Raw genomic sequence first — 17,607 nt, 5'->3', positions numbered from 1 at the left:
GCTGCTCATTCCTCGCTGGACTTGAAGCTCTCGAAGTCCTGACGACGGGTCGAGTAGTCCCGGTCGACGTAGAACGACGACGCCTTGTCCAGCACGGTGTTGCCCTGCCAGCGGATCTTGCAGATGGTCAGCAGGCTGCCCCGGTAGGCGGGGTGGTCGTTCTCGGTGACGTTGCAATCGCAATCGATTTCGCGGGCGCTGGAAGACTGGTTTTTCACGCGCCGGGTGGCCTTGTAGCAATCGGTGCCCTCGTCGCCGGCGTGCACCCAGGTCGACCTCACCCAGCGCCATCCGCGGTCAACCACCGCCTGCTTCTCGGCGGCCACGCGGCCTTCAGCCAGCGCGTTCTGCACGCTGGTGTATTGCGCCAGCGCTTCGCTGTAGTACTTGCCCTTGGTGCCAAAGGTGCGCAGGTAGCGCTCGAGCCGCTCATGGGAGGCCTGGTGCTGGCCAACGGCGTGCAACGCGCGGCCGTAGTGGTAGCCGAAGTTGTCGGGCATGCGCACACCCGTGGCTTCCGCGCCCTTGAGCGCCGCAGCGGCTTTGGCCCAGGCGGCCGCGTCGCCTTTCTCGCCCTTGGCCATTTCCGCAGACCCAAGCTGCAGCAGGCGATCGGCCTCCACAGCGGGCGGCAAGCCTTGCGCGGCGGCTCCTCCAGCGAAGCAGATAGCGGCAGCGAAGCCAATGAAAACAGAACGCAGGAAAGGGGTGAATGTCATGGTTTGCTCGTTTCTTCGATCTGGAATGTGCCCACGGTGACCATGTCGCCGCGCCCCGAAAGCCGCAGCACCACGTCCTCGTCTTTCTGCTGTGGTGTGCCAAAGCCCGTGGTCAGGCGCAACATCAAGGTGGTGGCAGGTGCCACGATCTGCTGGCGGTGGCCGTAGAACCTGGCCCGCACCGTGTAGGTCCCGGGCCGGGCCCGGCGCAGCGAGAATTCTTCCGGACCATAGCCCCCTGTGAAATCGGCAGACATGCGCCCACCTTGATAGGTGATTCGATTGCCGTAGTAGGCGGCTTGGTCGTTGGGGTCGATCACCCACAGGTCGATGTCGGTGTTGTCGGCGTCCCAGGAGAGCACGGCGCGCAAGTCCAGCGGCAGGTTGCGCAGCAGGCGGACGTCGATCACGCGCGTGTCCAGCGGCGTTCCAGCAGCCTGGGCCTGGGCCACGACGGCGTTGAGTTCGGCCAGCGCGATCAGCTCCACACCGGGAAAGCGTCCGTTCCACGGGCGCGACACGACCTGCCAGAGTTGATCGACCGCGCGTTGCGGCTGTCCTGCGCGCGCCAGGGCCAGGCCCAGGTCCCGCCAGGACTGGGGTTCGTCCGTGCTCAAGGCCAGCACCTTTTCCAGCAACGGCAACGCCGCCGGCACCTCGCCCGCCTGCAACAGGCGGTAGGCCAGGATGCGCAGCACATGGCGGTTCTCCAGCTCCATCTCGGCCAGGTTGGAGAGCACGCGCAGGGCAGTGGCGCGCTGGCCGCGCTCGAAGAGGATGTCGGCTGCATCCAGAAAAAAGGCGGTGCTGCTGGCGTGCGAAGGGCGTTCGTCGAAATAGATCGACTCCAGCGCCTCGAGCGCGGCTTCTCGGAGGCGCCGCGCGTAGGGCGCATCAGGTTGCCAAGGGCGCAACTGGATGCTGGCAAAGTTGGAAGCACCAACGCTTTCAGCCGCCACCGGCGCTGCCATGGACATCACGGCGGTGGGCGCGGGTGCCGGCGGTGGTGAGCCCACGAGGGATGCAGTCTTCGGCTTGGGCGGCTGTGCGTCCTTCGGAAAATCTTTCTCCCACCACTGGACCTTCGCAGCAAACTGCGCTGCCACCCGCTCCAGGTGTTGCGCGCGCGCCGCCACTTCGCGGCTGTCGGACTCGCCACGCAACAGGACCCACTGCGCGCGCAGGTTGGGCGGCGGCTCGATGCCGTGGCGCGCGTAGTCTTCCACCCGGTCCAGCACGATCAGCGAGGTTTCCCGGCTGGGCAGGCGAAACTGCATGCCCAGCCGTCGCACGGCCGCGCGCTGCGAATCACCGGAAGCCTCCAGCCGCGCCATGCGCAACGCGGCCCAGCGCCAGGCCGCCACCCCACCCGGCTTGCCCGGTGCCCATGACACGCGCACTGTTCTCGTTTGTTCCGCGCCGCCAGGCGACCGCAGCCGCACATCAATGCGCGCATCGGGCGCGGTGAAGCGCCCAGCCACCACCACGCGCCCTTGCTCCGGCTGGGCCGAAGCGGTTTCCAGATCCTCGGCGCCCTGGGCCATCACTGAGACGACGCGCAGGGATTCACGTCCAAGCACCTGCAGCGCCTGGGCGGGGCTTGTAGAGAGCAAGTCGATGAGGGCGCCGCCACTGGCTTGTGCCATGCGACGCAGCGCGTTTGCATCGGCACCCGCCACGGACGTTATGGCGAACGTGGGCACCGGCTGGACTGGCAGGATCGCGCCGTCCGCCGCGCCCCAGTTGCCCAGGCCATCGGAGAACAGCAGTGCCACATCAGTGCCCTCGGGTGCGTTTAAGGCACTCACGCGGGTGGCGCCGTCGTAGCGCATGGTCGACAGCCGCTCACGAAGCGCATCCCACCGCCCGGCTTTCACCTCGAAGCGTTCCACGGGAGCGGCCACGTCGCGCACCGGCTGCAGCAGCACCTCCACATCGCCGAGTTCACGCCACCAGGCGTCGAGCAGCGAGAGCTCACGCGCGCGGTCTCGCCGCTCGCCGCTGCCGGACGCGTCCCAGACCAACCCCACCCGGCGGGGTCGCACCCGCGGGGAATGCATGGCCGCCACCGGCAGCTCGGCGTAGAAATAGCCCTCGCCATCGAACTGCTGGGTGGCGAGCACGGGGCCCGGTGCCGCCGGCAGCGCCACACGCAATTCCCCGCCGCTGTGACCACCGGTGGCCGCCAGCGCGACGCGCGCACCGCCGGCATCGCCACGCACCGGCAGGCGCCGTGCACCCAGCAACGCAGACACCGCGCGCGGCGACACGCCCGCCACGCGAACAGAAATATCCAGGCGGCCGGTGCGCGGTTGCGGCGCCAGTGGCAAGCGCCAGGTCATCGCGCCCTCGCCCGGCACCACTTCGCTGATCTCCAACTGGACGCGGCGGCTGGCAAGCCCCGGCAAGGGGTACACGCGCAGTTTGTGGTGCCGGCTTGCGGTGACTTCCAGCAGCGCCGGGTCGACCTTTGCACGGGTCACGTCTTCGAACACCTGCCGCCCTTTGGCCTTTTCCACTGGCACAGCCTCCCGCAACTCACCGTCGATGTCGAGCGCGAAGCCGGTGACCGACTGGCCTTCGAGCAACGGAAATTGCAACTCAGCCTCGAGCACTCGCGCGTTGGAGTTGTAGAGCTCCAGCTCGATGCGCGTGGTGACCGCACGGCCCACGATCTCGGCGCGCACGTCGACACGGCGCAGCTCGACGGGCAGCCGCGCCTCGGGGGCGAGCCAGCGGATCGGGACGAAGGGCTCTTCATTGGCGCGCTGTGCCCACACCGGCAAGCTCAGGCTGCCCAGCATTACCAGCAACGCAGCCGCAGGGCACAACACTTGACGAACACACAGCGCGAGACGGCGCGAAAACCCCAACAGGAAGGCCATGGACACCAGACGGGCAGACGATGATCTGCTGGATACTACGAACGCCGCATCGACCGCGACATAGTGCAGATGCATCATTGACCAACCGCCCCCGCGCACGGCGGGCCCCGCTCCCATCCGCTGACCCAACGCGTTCCATGCAGTCACCTTCACTCGGGCAGGCCGAACTGAGCGCCATCCTGTTGCGGCTCTACCGCCTTTCCCACGAGCTGCCCATCGCGGAATTCCAGGATGCCGCCCTGCAACTGGTGCGCGAGGCGCTGCCTTTCGATTCGTCGATGTGGGGCACCGCCACGAACACGGCGCAAGGCATCGACATTCACACCATCCACCTGCACAACCAGCCCGAGGAGATGCTGTCGGCCTACGAGGAAGTGAAGCACCTGGACACCGCCGCGCAGGCAGCTGGCCAGCAACCGCGCAGCACCCTCGCGTTCAATGCACGGGACTGGTTCCACGGCCGCGATCAGGCGCCGTTGCTCGAATACGGCAAGCGCTTCGACCAGGCCAACTTCTTCATCTCCAGCGACTTCGACCCGAGCACGCAGCTCGTGCATTGGGTCACGCTGTTTCGCGCCAACGAAGCCGCGCGAGGCACGCATCAAGAGAGGGAGCTGCTTGCCCTGCTGGCCCCCCACGTGATGCAGGCACTGACGCTCAACCGCGTGGCGCACCTCGACCGTATGGAATCGCCCGACGTCGGCGGCCATGGCAGCGCCATCTGCGACCAGCGAGGCGCGATCTACCACGCGGACGAGCCGTTCGAAAGCTTGCTGAAGGCCGCCTGGGCGGGCTGGAAGGGCCCGCGACTTCCCCGGGATCTGCTCGAGAGTTTTCTGCGTGGGCACAGCCAACACCGGGGCCCGGTCGCGGTGGTCTCGGTCCGGGTAGAGCAGGGCCTGCTCTTTGTGCGCGCCCGGCCCCGCTGCGCGGTCGACGACCTCACGCCGCGGGAACGCACGGTGGCCGAACTGGTGGTGCGGGGCAGCACCTACAAAGAAATTGCGCAGATGCTCGATCGCTCGCCAGCGACGGTGCGCAACCAGATTCGCTCCATTTACGACAAGCTGCAGATCACCAACATCGTCGGCCTGATCGACGCTTTGCGCGCGGTGGCGCAAGACCCACTCAAGCCCTGATCCAGGCGTCGTAAGTCGTCTTCAGAATCAGCGCCGTCACCACCACGATGAACACGCCCCGCACGAAGCCGCTGCCGTGCTTCAGCGCCAGCCGCGTGCCCAGCAGGCTGCCCACCACGTTGGCCACCGCCATGGCCAGCACGAAGTGCCACCACACGTGGCCTTTCCAGGCGAACAGCAGCAGTGCCGCGAGGTTGGACGCCGTGTTGAGCAGCTTGGCGCTGGCGCTGGCGTGCAGAAAGTCGTAGCCAAGCCAGCGCACGAACAGAAACACGAAGAAGCTGCCGGTGCCAGGACCAAAAAAGCCGTCGTAAAAACCGATGGTGACGCCCAGCAGGCAGGCCGCCAGCGTCTCGCGCTGCCCGGCGAACACCGGCGCGTGGTGGCGGCCCAGCTCTTTGCGCGCCAGCGTGTACCCGAGCACCACGATCAGGATCAAGGGCAGCGCGCGGCGCAGGAAGTCGGGCGAGATCACGGTCACGGTCCAGGCGCCCAGCATGGAGCCCGCAAAGGCCACCGCAGCCGCCGGCAGGAGCGCATGCCAGGGCATCTGTACGCGGCGGGCGTATTGCAGCGTGGCGGCGGCTGTGCCCCAGACCGAGGCCCCCTTGTTCACACCAAACAGGGTGGCCGGGTGGGTGGTGGGGAACATCGCGAAGAGCGCCGGGACCAGGATGAGCCCACCGCCGCCCACGATGGAGTCCACGAATCCGGCAAAAAACGAGGCCAGTGAAACAAGCAGCAATTCCATCCCGGGATTGTCGCCGCCAAAAAAAAACCGACCCACAGGGGTCGGTTGAGTAAACGGGCATCTCTGGGGACGCTAAAGATCTTGTTCTTGAAGGACTGGGTTGTCTCCTCGGTCCCCCGCGGTCACCAGCGCGGTGCGCTGCTTGCGAGTGCCTGCACTGTAAAGGCCCGCACCAGCGCTGTGCATCGGGGCTTTCCCTTGCTTTTTCGCGCACTTGGCACAGGAAATGCACGTTGTTGCTCGTCGTTGGAAAAGGTTATTTCATGCACCACTACCGTGTTTTCGTGCGGGAGGCACTGTTTTGTCGCCTTCGGTTCGCTTCTCGCCTCTTCCGCGCTTTTCGCCCGATTCCGGCCCTGCTGCTCTGGCCGGGTCTGGTGGCTGCGCAGACCGAAGCGATACCCGCCGTGCAGGAAGTCACGCTCAGCGCGCCGGGGCTGGTGGACGCCGCCAGCATCCAGGGCGCGGACACCGCCTGGCTCATGGTCAGTACCGCACTGGTGTTGCTCATGACGCTGCCCGGCATTGCCCTGTTTTATGGCGGCATGGTGCGCCGCTTCAATGTGATCAACACCATGGCCAGCGTGGTCGGCATTGCCGCGGTGGTCAGCGTGCTGTGGTTCGGGCTGGCGTATTCGCTGGCCTTCACGCCCGGTGGCGCTGTGGGCGCTTTCATCGGCGGCATCGATCGCATGGGCTTTGCCGGCATGGAATTTCTGGGCGCCAAGGGCCAGGTGGCCGTGAGCCACATTGCGCCGCATGTGCCGGAGTCGGTGTTCGCCATGTTCCAGCTCACCTTTGCCATCATCACCTGTGCCCTGGTGGTGGGGGCGCTGGTGGAGCGCATGCATTTCGGCGCCTTGCTGTTGTTCGCTGGCCTGTGGCTGCTGATGGTGTATGCGCCGATCGCTCACTGGGTCTGGGAGCCGGGAGGCTGGCTGGCACAGCTGGGCGTGCTCGACTTCGCGGGCGGTGCGGTGGTCCACATCAACGCGGGTGCAGCGGCGCTGGTCTGCGCCTACGCGCTCGGTCCGCGCGCGGGGTATGGGCGCGAACCTTTTGTGCCCTTCAACCTGGGCCTGACCATGGCCGGCACCGGCCTGCTGTGGGTGGGCTGGTTCGGCTTCAACGCCGGCTCGGCGCTCACCGCTGATGGCCGCGCCGGCCTGGCATTGCTGGTCACGCACATCGCTGCGGCGGCGGGCGCACTGTCGTGGATGGCGGCGGAGTGGTTCGCGCGCAAACGCGCCTCGCTGCTGGGCCTGTGCTCGGGCGTGGTCGCTGGCCTGGTGGCCATCACGCTGGCGGCAGGCTTCGTCTCGCCACGCAGCGCGCTGCTGATCGGCATCGTGGCCGGCGTGGCGTGTTACTGGGGTGCCACCACCTTGAAGCGCAAGTTGCGGGCAGACGATTCGCTGGACGTCTTCGGCGTGCATGGCGTGGGTGGCCTGGTGGGCGCGTTGCTCACCGGCGTGCTGGCCGACCCGGCCATCTCCGGTGTGGAGGCCAGCTTCCTGGCGCAGGTGGTCGGCTGCGTGGCGGTGCTGACCTACAGCCTGGTGATGACGGCCGTGGTGCTCTGGATCACTTCGCGCTTCGCCACCTTGCGCGTTAGAGAAGGCGACGAACGAGCGGGCCTGGACACCTCACTGCACAACGAGCAGCTGGGCCATTGACATGAGCGCCAGCGGCAACGCGTTCGCCATCGCTGCGCACCTGCACGTGCTGCTGCGGCGCAAGACCGGCCGCGTGACCGACACGGAATGGATGGCGACGAACGCCGACTACGCACGCGAAATCGTTCGGCATGCGCGCGAGAAAGCGGCCAGCGACGGGCACACGGAGCTGCTGCTCTGGGCCGACAAGCTCGAAGCCGCCATCGTGGGCATGGGCGCAGCCCCACGCAAGACGATGCTGGAGGTGGCGGCGCAAGTGCTGCGGGAGGCGCCGCCGCTTGAAGAGCACCGCTACATCGGGCGTCTGCGTTAGTCAGGCGCCCTGCCTGATCCAGCTGGCGGCCTTCTCCGCAATCATCAGCGTCGGGCTGTTGGTGTTGCCGCTGGTGATGGTGGGCATCACCCCCGCATCCACCACGCGCAAGCCAGCCACGCCGCGCACGCGAAGATGGCTGTCTACCACCGCCGATGCGTCGTCGGCACGACCCATCTTGGTGGTGCCCACCGGGTGGAAGATGGTGCTGGCGATATCGCCTGCAAGCCGCGCCAGTTCCTCGTCGCTCTGGTACTGCGGGCCGGGCTTGAACTCCTGCGGCTGGTATTTCGACAACGCGGGTTGCGCCACGATGCGCCGCGTCACGCGCAGGCTGTCGGCGGCCACGCGGCGGTCTTCGGGCGTGCTGAGGTAACACGGTGCAATGGCGGGCGCGTCGTCGGCGCTGGCCGAGGTGATGCGCACATGGCCCCGGCTGCCGGGGTTGAGGTTGCACACGCTGGCCGTGAACGCGGGGAACGCGTGCAGCGGTTCGCCAAACGCATCGAGGCTGAGCGGCTGCACGTGGTATTCGAGGTTGGCGTAGGGCTGCTGCGGATCGCTGCGCGTGAAGGCGCCGAGCTGGCTGGGCGCCATGCTCATGGGGCCGCTGCGCCTGAAGCCGTATTCGAGCCCGATGCGCGCCTTGCCCCAGAGCGAGCTGGCCAGCACGTTGAGCGTGGACGCGCCCTGCACCTTGAACACGGCACGAATCTGCAGGTGGTCCTGCAGGTTTTCGCCGACGCCGGCCAGCTCGTGCTGCACCTCGATGCCGTGTTGTTGAAGCAGGTTCGCCGGGCCGATGCCCGAGCGCTGCAGGATGGCGGGCGAACCGATGCTGCCGGCGCTGAGCACCACCTCCTGCGCCGCGCGCACCGACACACGCTGTCCGCCGCGCCGCAGCTCTGCGCCCACGCAACGCAGCGCGCCAGTGGCGTCGCGTTCGAGCATCAGCTTCTCGGTGAGTGTTTCTGTCCACACCGTGAGGTTGGGGCGGTGCTGCACGGGCCGCAGAAAGGCCTTTGACGCGTTCCAGCGCCAGCCAGCTTTCTGGTTCACCTCGAAATAACCCACGCCCTCGTTGTCACCGCCGTTGAAATCCGCCGTGGCCGGCACGCCGGCTTGCTGTGCCGCCTGCGCGAAGGCGTCGAGGATGTCCCAGCGCAGGCGCTGCTTCTCGATGCGCCACTCGCCGCCATGGCCGTGCAGTTTCGCAAACGTCGGGTCCTTCGTGGCATCGAGCCGATGGTGGTTCTCGTGCGCCTTGAAGTCGGGCAGGCAGGCGTCCCAACGCCAGTCGGCGTCGCCTGTGAGCTGTGCCCATTGGTCGTAGTCGCGCGCCTGGCCGCGCATGTAGATCATGCCGTTGATGCTGGAGCAACCACCCAGGGTCTTGCCGCGCGGATACCGCAGGCGCCTGCCGTTGAGGCCGGGGTCCGGCTCGGTCTGGTAGAGCCAGTCGGTGCGGGGATTGCCAATACAGTAGAGGTAGCCCACGGGAATGTGGATCCAGTGGTAGTCGTCCTTGCGGCCCGCCTCCACCAGCAGCACCCGCTTCGATGCATCGGCCGAAAGCCGGTTGGCCAGCAGGCAGCCCGCCGTGCCCGCGCCGATGACGATGAAGTCGAAGGTGGGTTCGCTCATGGTGCGTCAGGATCTGAATCGTCGAGCGCGAAATCGCCGCGCTGAAAAGCCGCCACCACCGCCTCGGCCTCGGCAAATCGATGCTCGGGCACCATCACCCGCACCGGGATGGCGCCCGCAAGCAGGGTGTGGGTCTGCACCAGGTGGGCATCGGCCACCGCCGCCGGCACACCGCCCGCCTGCAAACAACCACGCAACAGGAACGCCTCGGTCGGGCTGAAGAACGTCACGAGCGTCTTCCAGTCACCGTCAACCGGGTTGTAAGGACTGTTGCCATCGGCCATCACATTGTCATTTTGCTGTTGGCATCACAAATTCCGCGCCTTTGCCGATCGATTCGGGCCAGCGCTGCATGATGCTCTTCTGCTTGGTGTAGAAGCGCACGCCTTCTTCGCCGTAGGCGTGCATGTCGCCAAACAGGCTTTTCTTCCAGCCACCAAAGCCGTGCCAGGCCATGGGCACGGGAATCGGCACGTTGATGCCGACCATGCCGACCTGGATGCGCCGTGCAAACTCGCGCGCCACGTTGCCGTCGCGCGTGAAGCAGGAAACGCCGTTGCCGAATTCGTGGTCGTTGATGATCTGCACGGCCTGCGCAAAGTCGGGCACGCGTACGCAGCTGAGCACGGGGCCAAAGATCTCTTCGCGGTAGATTTTCATGTCGGTCGTCACGTGATCGAACAGCGTGCCACCCATCCAGAAACCGTTCTCGCAACCGGCGCCGGCCTTCGAGGCATCGAAGCCACGGCCATCCACCAGCAGCTTCGCGCCTTCTTTCGCGCCGGCTTCGATGTAGCCGGTGATGCGCTGATGCGCGGCCGCTGTGACGATGGGGCCCATCTCGGCGGCGAGGTTGGTGCCGTTGAGCACCTGCAGCGTTTTTGTGCGCTCAACCAGCAGCGGCATGATGCGTTCGGCCACGTCGCCCACCAGCACCGCCACGCTGATCGCCATGCAGCGCTCGCCGGCCGAGCCGTAGGCGGAGCCGATCAGCGCATCCACCGCCTGATCCAGATCGGCATCGGGCATCACCACCATGTGATTCTTGGCGCCGCCCAGCGCCTGCACGCGCTTGCCGTGGTGCGCGCCGGTCTCGTAGATGTAGTTGGCGATCGGCGTGGAGCCGACGAAGCTGATGGCTTTGACGTCCGGGTGCACCAGCAACGCGTCCACCGCCTCCTTGTCACCCTGCACCACGTTGAACACGCCATCGGGCAGGCCGGCCTTCTTCAACAGCTCGCCCATGAACAGCGCGGGCGAAGGGTCGATCGGGCTGGGCTTGAGCACGAAGCTGTTGCCCGCCGCAATGGCCACCGGAAACATCCACATGGGCACCATGACGGGGAAGTTGAACGGCGTGATGCCGGCCACCACGCCCAGCGGCTGGCGCAGCGTCCAGTTGTCCATGCCGGTGGACACCTGGTCCGTGAAGTCGCCCTTGAGCAACTGCGGAATGCCGCATGCGAACTCGATGATGTCGATGCCGCGCGAGACCTCGCCCTGTGCGTCGGTGAACACCTTGCCGTGCTCGGCGGTGATCATGCGGGCCAGGTCATCTTTGTGCAGGTTCACGAGTTCGAGGAACTTGAACAACACGCGCGCACGGCGAATGGGCGGCGTGTCGGCCCAGGCCGGGAAGGCGGCTTGCGCGGCGGCCACAGCGGCGGCCACGTCTGCTGCGTTGGCGAGGGCTACGCGGCCCGACACGGCGCCGCTGGCGGGGTTGAAGACATCCTGGCGGCGCGCCGAGCTGCCGGCGGTGATGGCGCCCTGGATGAAGTGGTCGATGGGAGCAGGTGCAGTGGCCATGGCGGTCTCGCGGGTGAATGTACCGGGGAAAGACGGCCAGTTTAGGCAGCGCCACCGCGCGCGCCTAGTGCATGAACTTGAATTGATTGTTCACGTTAGTGAACAATACCGGCATGAACGAGAAAAAAATCGAAGGCCTCTGGACCCACCTGCACTGGCTCGGCGTGCTGGCGCAGCAGGGCAGCTACACCGCAGCGGCCCAGCGGCTCGGCGTGAGCAAGGCCGCCATGAGCCAGCGCATCACCGAGCTGGAACATGCCGCTGGCGTGCCTCTGGTGCAGCGCACCACGCGCAGCGTGCGCCTGACCGAAGCGGGCCAGCAACTGGTGGAGGGTATGCGTGAGCCTTTCGAGCGCATCGCGCAGAGTTTTTCCAGCGTTCGCGATCTGGCCGACGAGCCCACCGGCCTCGTGCGGGTCACGGCGCCAGTGGCCTTTGCGCGCCAGCAACTGGTGCCCAGGATCGCCGAATTCCTGCGGGCCCATCCCGGGGTGCGGCTGGAGCTGGACATGTCGGACCGACTGAATTCGCTGGCCACGGAAGGCTTCGACCTCGCGATCCGCCACACCGCCTCGCCACCCGATACGCACGTGGCCTGGCCGCTGTGCAGCACCCGCTCGGTGCTGGTGGCGAGCCGCGACTACCTGCGGCGCCGCGGCACGCCCGCGACGCCGCAAGACCTGGCGCAGCACGACTGCCTGCACTACCCGCGCGCGCAAGACACACCGGCATGGCACTTCATGCCACCCGAAGGGCGCCGAAAGGCACAACGACAGCGCTTGACGGTGCCCGTATCGGGCCCCTTCTGCGCCAACAACAGCGAGGCCCTGCGCGATGCGGCCATCACCGGCCTCGGCATCGCCCTGCTGCCCGATTTCAGCGCGCAGGCAGCGCTGCAATCGGGCAAGCTGGTGGAGGTGCTGGCGGACTGGCAGTCGGTCGGCACCTTCAGCCCGCAGATCTACGCCATCCGGCCCTACGCCAGCCATGTGCCACGCTCGGTGTCGGCGTTCGTGGCGTGGCTGCGGGTGGTGTGGGCGGAAGGGTTCGGGGTGCGGGGCTGAAGCGTCAAACCTGCAACATCTTCTCCGCCCGCGCGTAGCTGTAGGCCTGGTACAGCGTGTAGAGGCCGACCACCAGGAACGGCAGGCCGATGATCATGAGGCTCAGCGGAATGCCGAGGATGACCAGGATGGCGCCTATGACGTAGCCGGGCCAGGCCGCCGTGGCGTACACCGCGCGCGTCTGGTCGTTGCGCAAGGCGAGTGCGCGGAAGGTGCCGTTTTTGGTGCGGCCGGCCAGCGTGACGCGTTCGCCGTCGCGCAGATCGGGCATGTCCTTGAGCTTGATCTGCGCGGAACGCTCATCGACCCGGAAGGCCATTACCTGGCCGGTCTGGACGGACCCGCCGTTCTTCCCGATCTGCCCCACGGTTTCGGTGGAGTGGCGAATGCCGGTGACGGTGCCGGACAAAGTGGTCAAGGCCATGGCTGCTCCTGAATTCAAAAGTGGGAAAAGGCGGTGGAAAGGCTGGCGGGTATCGCCAGGACGCTCCAGAATGCGGGGACGGGCCAAGCGTAGAAAAGTCCCGAGCCGTGCGCATCTCCCAAATGGGAGCGCTGCACGCCATCCAACGCCATTCCATCCATCCGCGCCCATGCGAGCCGATCTGGAAGAGTCGCTGACCGACACCGTCTACCGCACGGTGTTCGAGCCGGGTGCGTGGGCCGATGCCATGCGGCTGGCGGCCGAGGCGTTTCCATCCAACGGGCAGACCTTCTACTTTCTGGACAAGCCCACGGGGCGCATTCGGCCCGTGGCCCTCGAGGGCATCGCGCCGCGCTGGCTGCTTGAGTTCGACGCGCTGTACTTCGCACCGGACAACCCGTGGATCGAACTCAGCGAGCGTCTGCACCGCCCGGGTGTGGTGCGCACCAACGAACGCCTGCACACCTTCCTGCGCGGCGACGAGGCCCTCTACCGGTCGACGTACTACAACGAGTGGATGCGCCCGCAGGATTTCCGCTACACGCTGGGCAACACACTGCTCGCCGAAGAAGGCGTGGTGGCCAACGTCACCCTCCTGCGCTCGCCCGACATGCCCACGTTCGACCGGAGCGAAGTGAGCGCGTTCGAGCGCCTGAGTCGCCACATGACGCGCGCGCTGCGCATGGCGGTGCGGCTCGAACGCGCAGAGGCGTCGGGCCTGGAGATGTCTGCGCTGGACGCTCTGCCCCACGGTGTGGCGCTGGTGGATGCGGACCTGCGCGTGGTCCATGCGAACCGCGCCATGGAGGCGTTGCTGCGCGCCGGCATCGGTCTGCGGCTGCGTGAGGGCCGGCTGTCCACGACCTCGGCTCAGACGCTGCCGCACCTGCGTGCGCTGGTGGCAGGAGCGATTTCACCCATGCAAGACGCTGCGGTGACCCGGCCCGCCGTGCTGCTGCGGCAAGGGACTATCAGCTTGAACCTGCAGGCCACACCGGCCAGGGTGGATGCCGGCCGCTACCTGCCGCGCCGCGCCCTGGCCGTGCTCACCGTGACCCGCACGGAGGTGAACGACCCGGCTGCCCCCGGTTTGCTGCGCCAGCACTACGGTTGCACGCCTTCGGAGGTGCGGCTGGTGCTGGGCCTGCTCAATGGCCTGAACCTGCGACACGCGGCTCAGGCGGCCGGCACCACCTACGAATCGGCGCGCACGAACCTCAAGCGGGTCTTCATCAAGGTGGGCGTGCAAAGCCAGTCACAGCTGCTCTCGCGCCTGTTGCGCGATCTGTCCATGCCGCACTGAGCGTACGATGCCGTCGTCGCCACTTGCCGCTTGCCCATGGACCCGTTGCAACTGATTGGTGCCCTGACCGCCCTGCCTGCACAGACGCAGCGGGACTGGACGATCGCCGCCGCTGTGGTGGTCACGCTGATCGGGCTTGTGCTCTGGCTGGAGCATCGATTCATGCGCGCACAGGGCAAGGGGGGCAGCTGGCTGGTGGTGCGTGTCGCTTCGCTGGTGGCAGGCCCGGTCGCCGCCCTGGCCGTGCTCTTGCCAGCGAACTCTGTGTCGGGCATGGAGGGTCTGGCGGTTTTCTACGGGCTGCTTCTCACGGTGGCGCCGCTGATCTGGTTCGGCACCCACCTGGGGCTGGGGCGCTTGCAGAACCCCGCGTTGACCGTGGGGGAGTGCGTGGCACTTTCGCTCAGTGGCCTGCTGGTGCTCGCCGTGCCGGCGTGGGCCGTGTTCCTCGCCGTGGAGCCGCTGCAAAAGGCCGCGCGCCACCTGCAGGACAACCCGCGCGACCCGGGTCCACCCATCGCGCTGGCGCATGCGGTGCAACCCGTTCGGCAATTCCAGCTGCCGTCGGCGGGCGCGGTGTTTTCCCAGGCGCTGCTGGCGCCGCCGGGCCTGCGGCTGGTGCGGGTAGACGAGCGCGTGGGCGAGCTCTGGGAAGACATGACCGGGCGCACCCACCCGCGCTACTGCATGAATGGCGCAGACCTTCACCTGCTGTGGTCCGCCCGCGAAGGCACGCCCCATTTGCGCCTGCACTGGGTCGACGCCGATGGCCAGCGGCGGATGGCCGAGCACAGGCCCGATGTGAGCGGTGCACCCAGCACGGAGTTCACCATCACGTTTCGCCCCGACGGCTTCAACCTCCCGGTGCCCGTGCCCCGCACCCGGGTGCACTTCGCGCTTTACCGCAACGATGTCGGCCAACCCAACTACATCGCCATGGGGAACTCCGAGCAGGAGGGCGAACGCCACAACGGCTGCGTGATGCCGGACTACCGGCGCGTGAAGGCGGCACAGGAGGGGCCGGTGCTGGCGGTGATGATCGTGTTCCAGCGCCCTGGCGACAAGTCATCGATCGAAAGATTCCTGCGCGATGGCCCCTGACTGGAGGCCGCCGCCTGCCGCATACTTGGCGCGACTTCCACTTCCCACGGACCCCATGACCGACCCCATCCAGGACCCCCCAAAACCAACGACCAGCGTGACGTCCGTTGCGCCACCACCGATGGCGGCGATTTCGGGTTCCCTGATGTTGCGGGTGCTGCTGGTGGGCGTGTCGGCCGCGTTCGTCTGGATCCTGCTGCCGTTCTACGGCACCGTGCTCTGGGGCGTGATCATCGCGCTGCTGTTTGCGCCGCTCAACCGCTGGCTGTTGCCGCGCATGAAGCAGCGCCGCAACCTGGCGGCGCTCACCACGATGCTCGCCGCCCTGGTGGTGGTGGTGCTGCCGGCGGTGCTGGTGGGTGCCTCGCTGGCGCGTGAAGCGGCCCAGCTCTATGAGCGCATCGAATCGGGTGAGCTTCGGCCGGCCGACACCTTGCGGGGCATCTTCAACGCGCTGCCCGAGTGGATCAATGACCTGCTGGCCCGCTTCGGGCTGGGCAATTTCGACCTGCTGGTGCGCAAGCTCACCGAGGCGCTCACCCAGGGCAGTCAGATCATCGCCTCGCAGACCGTGAACTTCGGCCAGGACGTGCTGGGCATCGTCGTCAGCCTGTTCGTCGCGCTGTACCTGGCTTTCTTCCTGGTGCGCGACGGCACGTCGATCGTGCGCGCCATCCGCACCGCCATCCCCTTGCCACCCGAAGACAAGCAGGAACTGCTGCAACAGTTCGGCACCGTGCTGCGAGCCACCGTCAAGGGCAACCTGGTGGTGGCGCTGGTGCAGGGTGCACTCGGCGGCATTGCGTTCTGGGTGATCGGCATCAACGCCGCGCTGCTCTGGGCGGTGCTCATGGCGATCCTCTCACTGCTTCCCGCTGTGGGTGCGGGGCTGGTCTGGGGCCCGGTGGCGATCTGGCTGTTCGCTTCCGGCGAGACCGTCTGGGCCGCGGCGCTGGTGGCCTATGGCGTGATGGTGATCGGACTGGTCGACAACCTGCTTCGCCCGCTGCTGGTGGGCAAGGACACCGGCATGCCTGACTACCTGGTGCTGATCAGCACCATCGGCGGCATTGCGGTGATGGGCATCAACGGCTTCGTGGTCGGCCCGGTGATCGCCGCGATGTTCGTGGCCATCTGGGGCATCCAGACCACCACGCGGGCGCGGGCAGCAGCCGCTTCCGCCGCCGCTGCACACGCCGAAGCCACGGCGGCAGCACCGTCGACCGACGCCCCCAGCGACGAAGTCAGACCCTGATCGGGCAACAGCTTGAACGCCGAGACGCGCTGGCGCCATCCCACGTTTACCCGACTGGTGGCCGTGGTGGCCTGGTTCGGGGTGGTGCTGCAACTGGCCTTGACGATCCGCCTGGTGCTGTCACAGGGGGGCACTGTGCCCGGCGCGCTGGTCATCTACCTCGGCTACTTCACCGTGCTCACCAACCTTCTGGTGGCCGTGAGCCTTTCGCTGCCGACGCGCTGGTTCCGGTCACCCGGTGTGGCCACCGGAGTGGCGGTGAGCATCGCGCTGGTGGGGCTGGCCTACCACCTGCTGCTGCGTCATGTGTGGAACCCGCAAGGCCTGCAATGGCTGGCCGACGTGACGCTGCACTACATCACACCGCTGCTGTGCCTGCTGCACTGGTGGCTGGCGGTGCCGCCCGTGCGCCACGCATGGCATGCGCCGCTGACGTGGGCGGCCTGGCCCATGGTCTACCTGGTTTACGCGCTGGTGCGCGGACACTGGCTGCAAAGCTACCCCTATCCCTTCATCGACGTGACCGTGCTGGGCTATCGGCAAACACTGCTGAACGCCATCGGCCTGCTGGTGGTGTTTCTGGTCATGGGCCTGGCGTTCGTCGCCGTGGCGCGCTGGCGTCTCAGGCGGGCGGTGCACTGAGCAAGCGCTGCACCAGCGGGTGCTGCACCTTACGGGCGGTGCCAATCGCATAAAAGTGCTCCTGCACACCCTCGCAGGGAGCGAACCACTTCAGCCCATAGCCCCGCGCGAGGGCATCGCGCATGCGCTCAGCGGCGGGAAACACGCCCATGCCCGAAGCGCCGAAGGTCGCGAGCAAAGCGCTGTCCTCGAACTCGCCCACCACGCGCGGCACCACACCATGGCGCTCGAACCACTGGTCGATGCGCAGGCGCACAGACGAATGTGCTGTGGGCAGCAGCACCGGCACCTGCGACAGGCTTTGCGGAAAGTCGCGGCGCGCCTGTGCCAGCAAATCCCGTGGTGCGTACCAGCCCAAAGGCGACGAGCCCAGCGCGTGGCTGTACAGCCGAAGGTTGGGATTGGCGGGCGCTGGCCGGTCGGACAGCACCACGTCGAGCCGGTGCAATGCGAGGTCGGCCAGCAGGTCCTCGAAGTCGTCTTCGTGGCAGTGCAGGCGAAGGTTCGGCTCGGCCAGCGCGGGCGCGAGCAGATCGCGCACGGCCAGCTTGGGCAGGCCGTCGGAGATGCCCACCACCAGGCGCACGCGCGTCTGGCTCGCGGCCTCGCCCAACGCGGCGTGCAGTTGCTCGCCGAGCTGGAAGATCTGCTCCGCCCGCTCCAGCGCGATGCGCCCCGCCTCGGTGAGCACCAGGCCCCGCCCGGCGGGCTTGAACAAGGCATGCCCCAGCGACTGTTCCAGCAGCCGCACCTGGGCGCTGACGGTCTGCACCGCCATGCCGAGCCGCGCCGCCGCATGCGACATGCCGCCTTCCTTGGCAGCGACCCAGAAGTAGTACAGGTGCTTGTAGTTGAGTTCCTGAATCATGGTTCGGTTTTTAG

At 67.1% G+C, this 17,607-nt stretch carries 16 protein-coding genes; 8 read left to right on the top strand and 8 right to left on the bottom strand.

Translation table 11 applies throughout. The features are described 5' to 3' along the window. Window positions 1–5 precede the first annotated feature (5 nt). Together CAP37_RS20735 and CAP37_RS20730 are read right to left on the bottom strand one after the other, a co-directional pair. Entirely contained in the window at window positions 6–719 is a 714-nt protein-coding gene (locus CAP37_RS20735; protein WP_086126733.1) for a hypothetical protein, read from the bottom strand. Then, window positions 716–3,604: a VIT domain-containing protein gene (locus CAP37_RS20730; protein WP_179190309.1), complete on the bottom strand. Its 2,889-nt coding sequence runs from the start codon at window positions 3,602–3,604 to the stop codon at window positions 716–718. Before CAP37_RS20730 ends, CAP37_RS20735 begins: the two co-directional genes overlap by 4 nt. A 137-nt stretch (window positions 3,605–3,741) precedes the next feature. Between CAP37_RS20730 and CAP37_RS20725 the strand changes: the two genes are divergently transcribed. Next, the gene (locus CAP37_RS20725; protein WP_086126728.1) at window positions 3,742–4,743 is read left to right on the top strand and encodes a helix-turn-helix transcriptional regulator; all 1,002 of its coding nucleotides are present in this window, start codon (window positions 3,742–3,744) and stop codon (window positions 4,741–4,743) included. Here the strand turns inward: CAP37_RS20725 and CAP37_RS20720 are convergent. Continuing rightward, complete coding sequence (locus tag CAP37_RS20720; RefSeq protein ID WP_086126725.1) at window positions 4,733–5,494, bottom strand: TSUP family transporter; 762 nt, start codon at window positions 5,492–5,494, stop codon at window positions 4,733–4,735. The two genes, CAP37_RS20725 and CAP37_RS20720, sit on opposite strands and share 11 nt — an antisense overlap. A gap of 263 nt (window positions 5,495–5,757) precedes the next feature. On the opposite strand from CAP37_RS20720, the gene CAP37_RS20715 reads away from it, so the two are divergent. Next, window positions 5,758–7,170: an ammonium transporter gene (locus CAP37_RS20715; RefSeq protein ID WP_256927073.1), complete on the top strand. Its 1,413-nt coding sequence runs from the start codon at window positions 5,758–5,760 to the stop codon at window positions 7,168–7,170. A 1-nt stretch (window position 7,171) separates the two neighbouring features. Beyond that, window positions 7,172–7,483: a hypothetical protein gene (locus CAP37_RS20710; protein ID WP_086126722.1), complete on the top strand. Its 312-nt coding sequence runs from the start codon at window positions 7,172–7,174 to the stop codon at window positions 7,481–7,483. Here CAP37_RS20710 and CAP37_RS20705 read toward each other — a convergent pair whose 3' ends face one another. The 3 genes from CAP37_RS20705 to CAP37_RS20695 are packed head-to-tail and all read right to left on the bottom strand — an operon-like array spanning window position 7,484 to window position 10,936. Continuing rightward, window positions 7,484–9,127 (bottom strand): GMC family oxidoreductase, encoded by a 1,644-nt coding sequence (locus tag CAP37_RS20705; protein ID WP_086126720.1) that lies wholly within the window; start codon window positions 9,125–9,127, stop codon window positions 7,484–7,486. Further along, window positions 9,124–9,411, bottom strand: coding sequence for a putative signal transducing protein (locus tag CAP37_RS20700; protein WP_086126716.1), 288 nt, complete (start codon window positions 9,409–9,411; stop codon window positions 9,124–9,126). The genes CAP37_RS20705 and CAP37_RS20700 overlap by 4 nt, the downstream gene beginning before the upstream one ends. A 7-nt stretch (window positions 9,412–9,418) precedes the next feature. Beyond that, window positions 9,419–10,936, bottom strand: a complete 1,518-nt coding sequence (locus CAP37_RS20695) for a CoA-acylating methylmalonate-semialdehyde dehydrogenase (protein WP_086126714.1) — start codon at window positions 10,934–10,936, stop codon at window positions 9,419–9,421. Window positions 10,937–11,049: 113 nt separating this feature from the next. On the opposite strand from CAP37_RS20695, the gene CAP37_RS20690 reads away from it, so the two are divergent. After that, window positions 11,050–12,000 carry a LysR family transcriptional regulator gene (locus tag CAP37_RS20690; protein WP_086126711.1) on the top strand — a complete coding sequence of 317 codons (951 nt, stop codon included), beginning with the start codon at window positions 11,050–11,052 and terminating at the stop codon, window positions 11,998–12,000. Between the two features lie 4 nt (window positions 12,001–12,004). Here the strand turns inward: CAP37_RS20690 and CAP37_RS20685 are convergent, their stop codons facing one another. Beyond that, the gene (locus CAP37_RS20685; RefSeq protein WP_086126709.1) at window positions 12,005–12,424 is read right to left on the bottom strand and encodes a hypothetical protein; all 420 of its coding nucleotides are present in this window, start codon (window positions 12,422–12,424) and stop codon (window positions 12,005–12,007) included. 169 nt (window positions 12,425–12,593) lie between these two features. Here CAP37_RS20685 and CAP37_RS20680 point away from each other — a divergent pair, with 169 nt between their 5' ends. From CAP37_RS20680 to CAP37_RS20665, 4 genes are read left to right on the top strand one after another with little or no spacing between them, the layout of a single operon-like run. Further along, complete coding sequence (locus CAP37_RS20680; RefSeq protein WP_086126706.1) at window positions 12,594–13,727, top strand: PAS domain-containing protein; 1,134 nt, start codon at window positions 12,594–12,596, stop codon at window positions 13,725–13,727. A gap of 36 nt (window positions 13,728–13,763) precedes the next feature. Further along, window positions 13,764–14,828, top strand: coding sequence for a hypothetical protein (locus tag CAP37_RS20675; RefSeq protein ID WP_086126704.1), 1,065 nt, complete (start codon window positions 13,764–13,766; stop codon window positions 14,826–14,828). Between the two features lie 55 nt (window positions 14,829–14,883). Beyond that, the gene (locus tag CAP37_RS20670) at window positions 14,884–16,083 is read left to right on the top strand and encodes an AI-2E family transporter (protein ID WP_256927072.1); all 1,200 of its coding nucleotides are present in this window, start codon (window positions 14,884–14,886) and stop codon (window positions 16,081–16,083) included. Window positions 16,084–16,095: 12 nt separating this feature from the next. Further along, window positions 16,096–16,725 (top strand): Pr6Pr family membrane protein, encoded by a 630-nt coding sequence (locus tag CAP37_RS20665; RefSeq protein ID WP_179190308.1) that lies wholly within the window; start codon window positions 16,096–16,098, stop codon window positions 16,723–16,725. Here CAP37_RS20665 and CAP37_RS20660 read toward each other — a convergent pair. Beyond that, window positions 16,706–17,593, bottom strand: coding sequence for a LysR family transcriptional regulator (locus CAP37_RS20660; RefSeq protein ID WP_086126698.1), 888 nt, complete (start codon window positions 17,591–17,593; stop codon window positions 16,706–16,708). The genes CAP37_RS20665 and CAP37_RS20660 overlap by 20 nt on opposite strands. Between the last annotated feature and the right edge of the window lie 14 nt (window positions 17,594–17,607).

The sequence above is a fragment of the Hydrogenophaga sp. IBVHS1 genome (assembly GCF_002127265.1).
GTDB lineage: Bacteria > Pseudomonadota > Gammaproteobacteria > Burkholderiales > Burkholderiaceae_C > Hydrogenophaga.
Note: the sequence above shows the minus strand (reverse complement) of the source record. Positions and strands in the feature narration are given on the sequence as shown.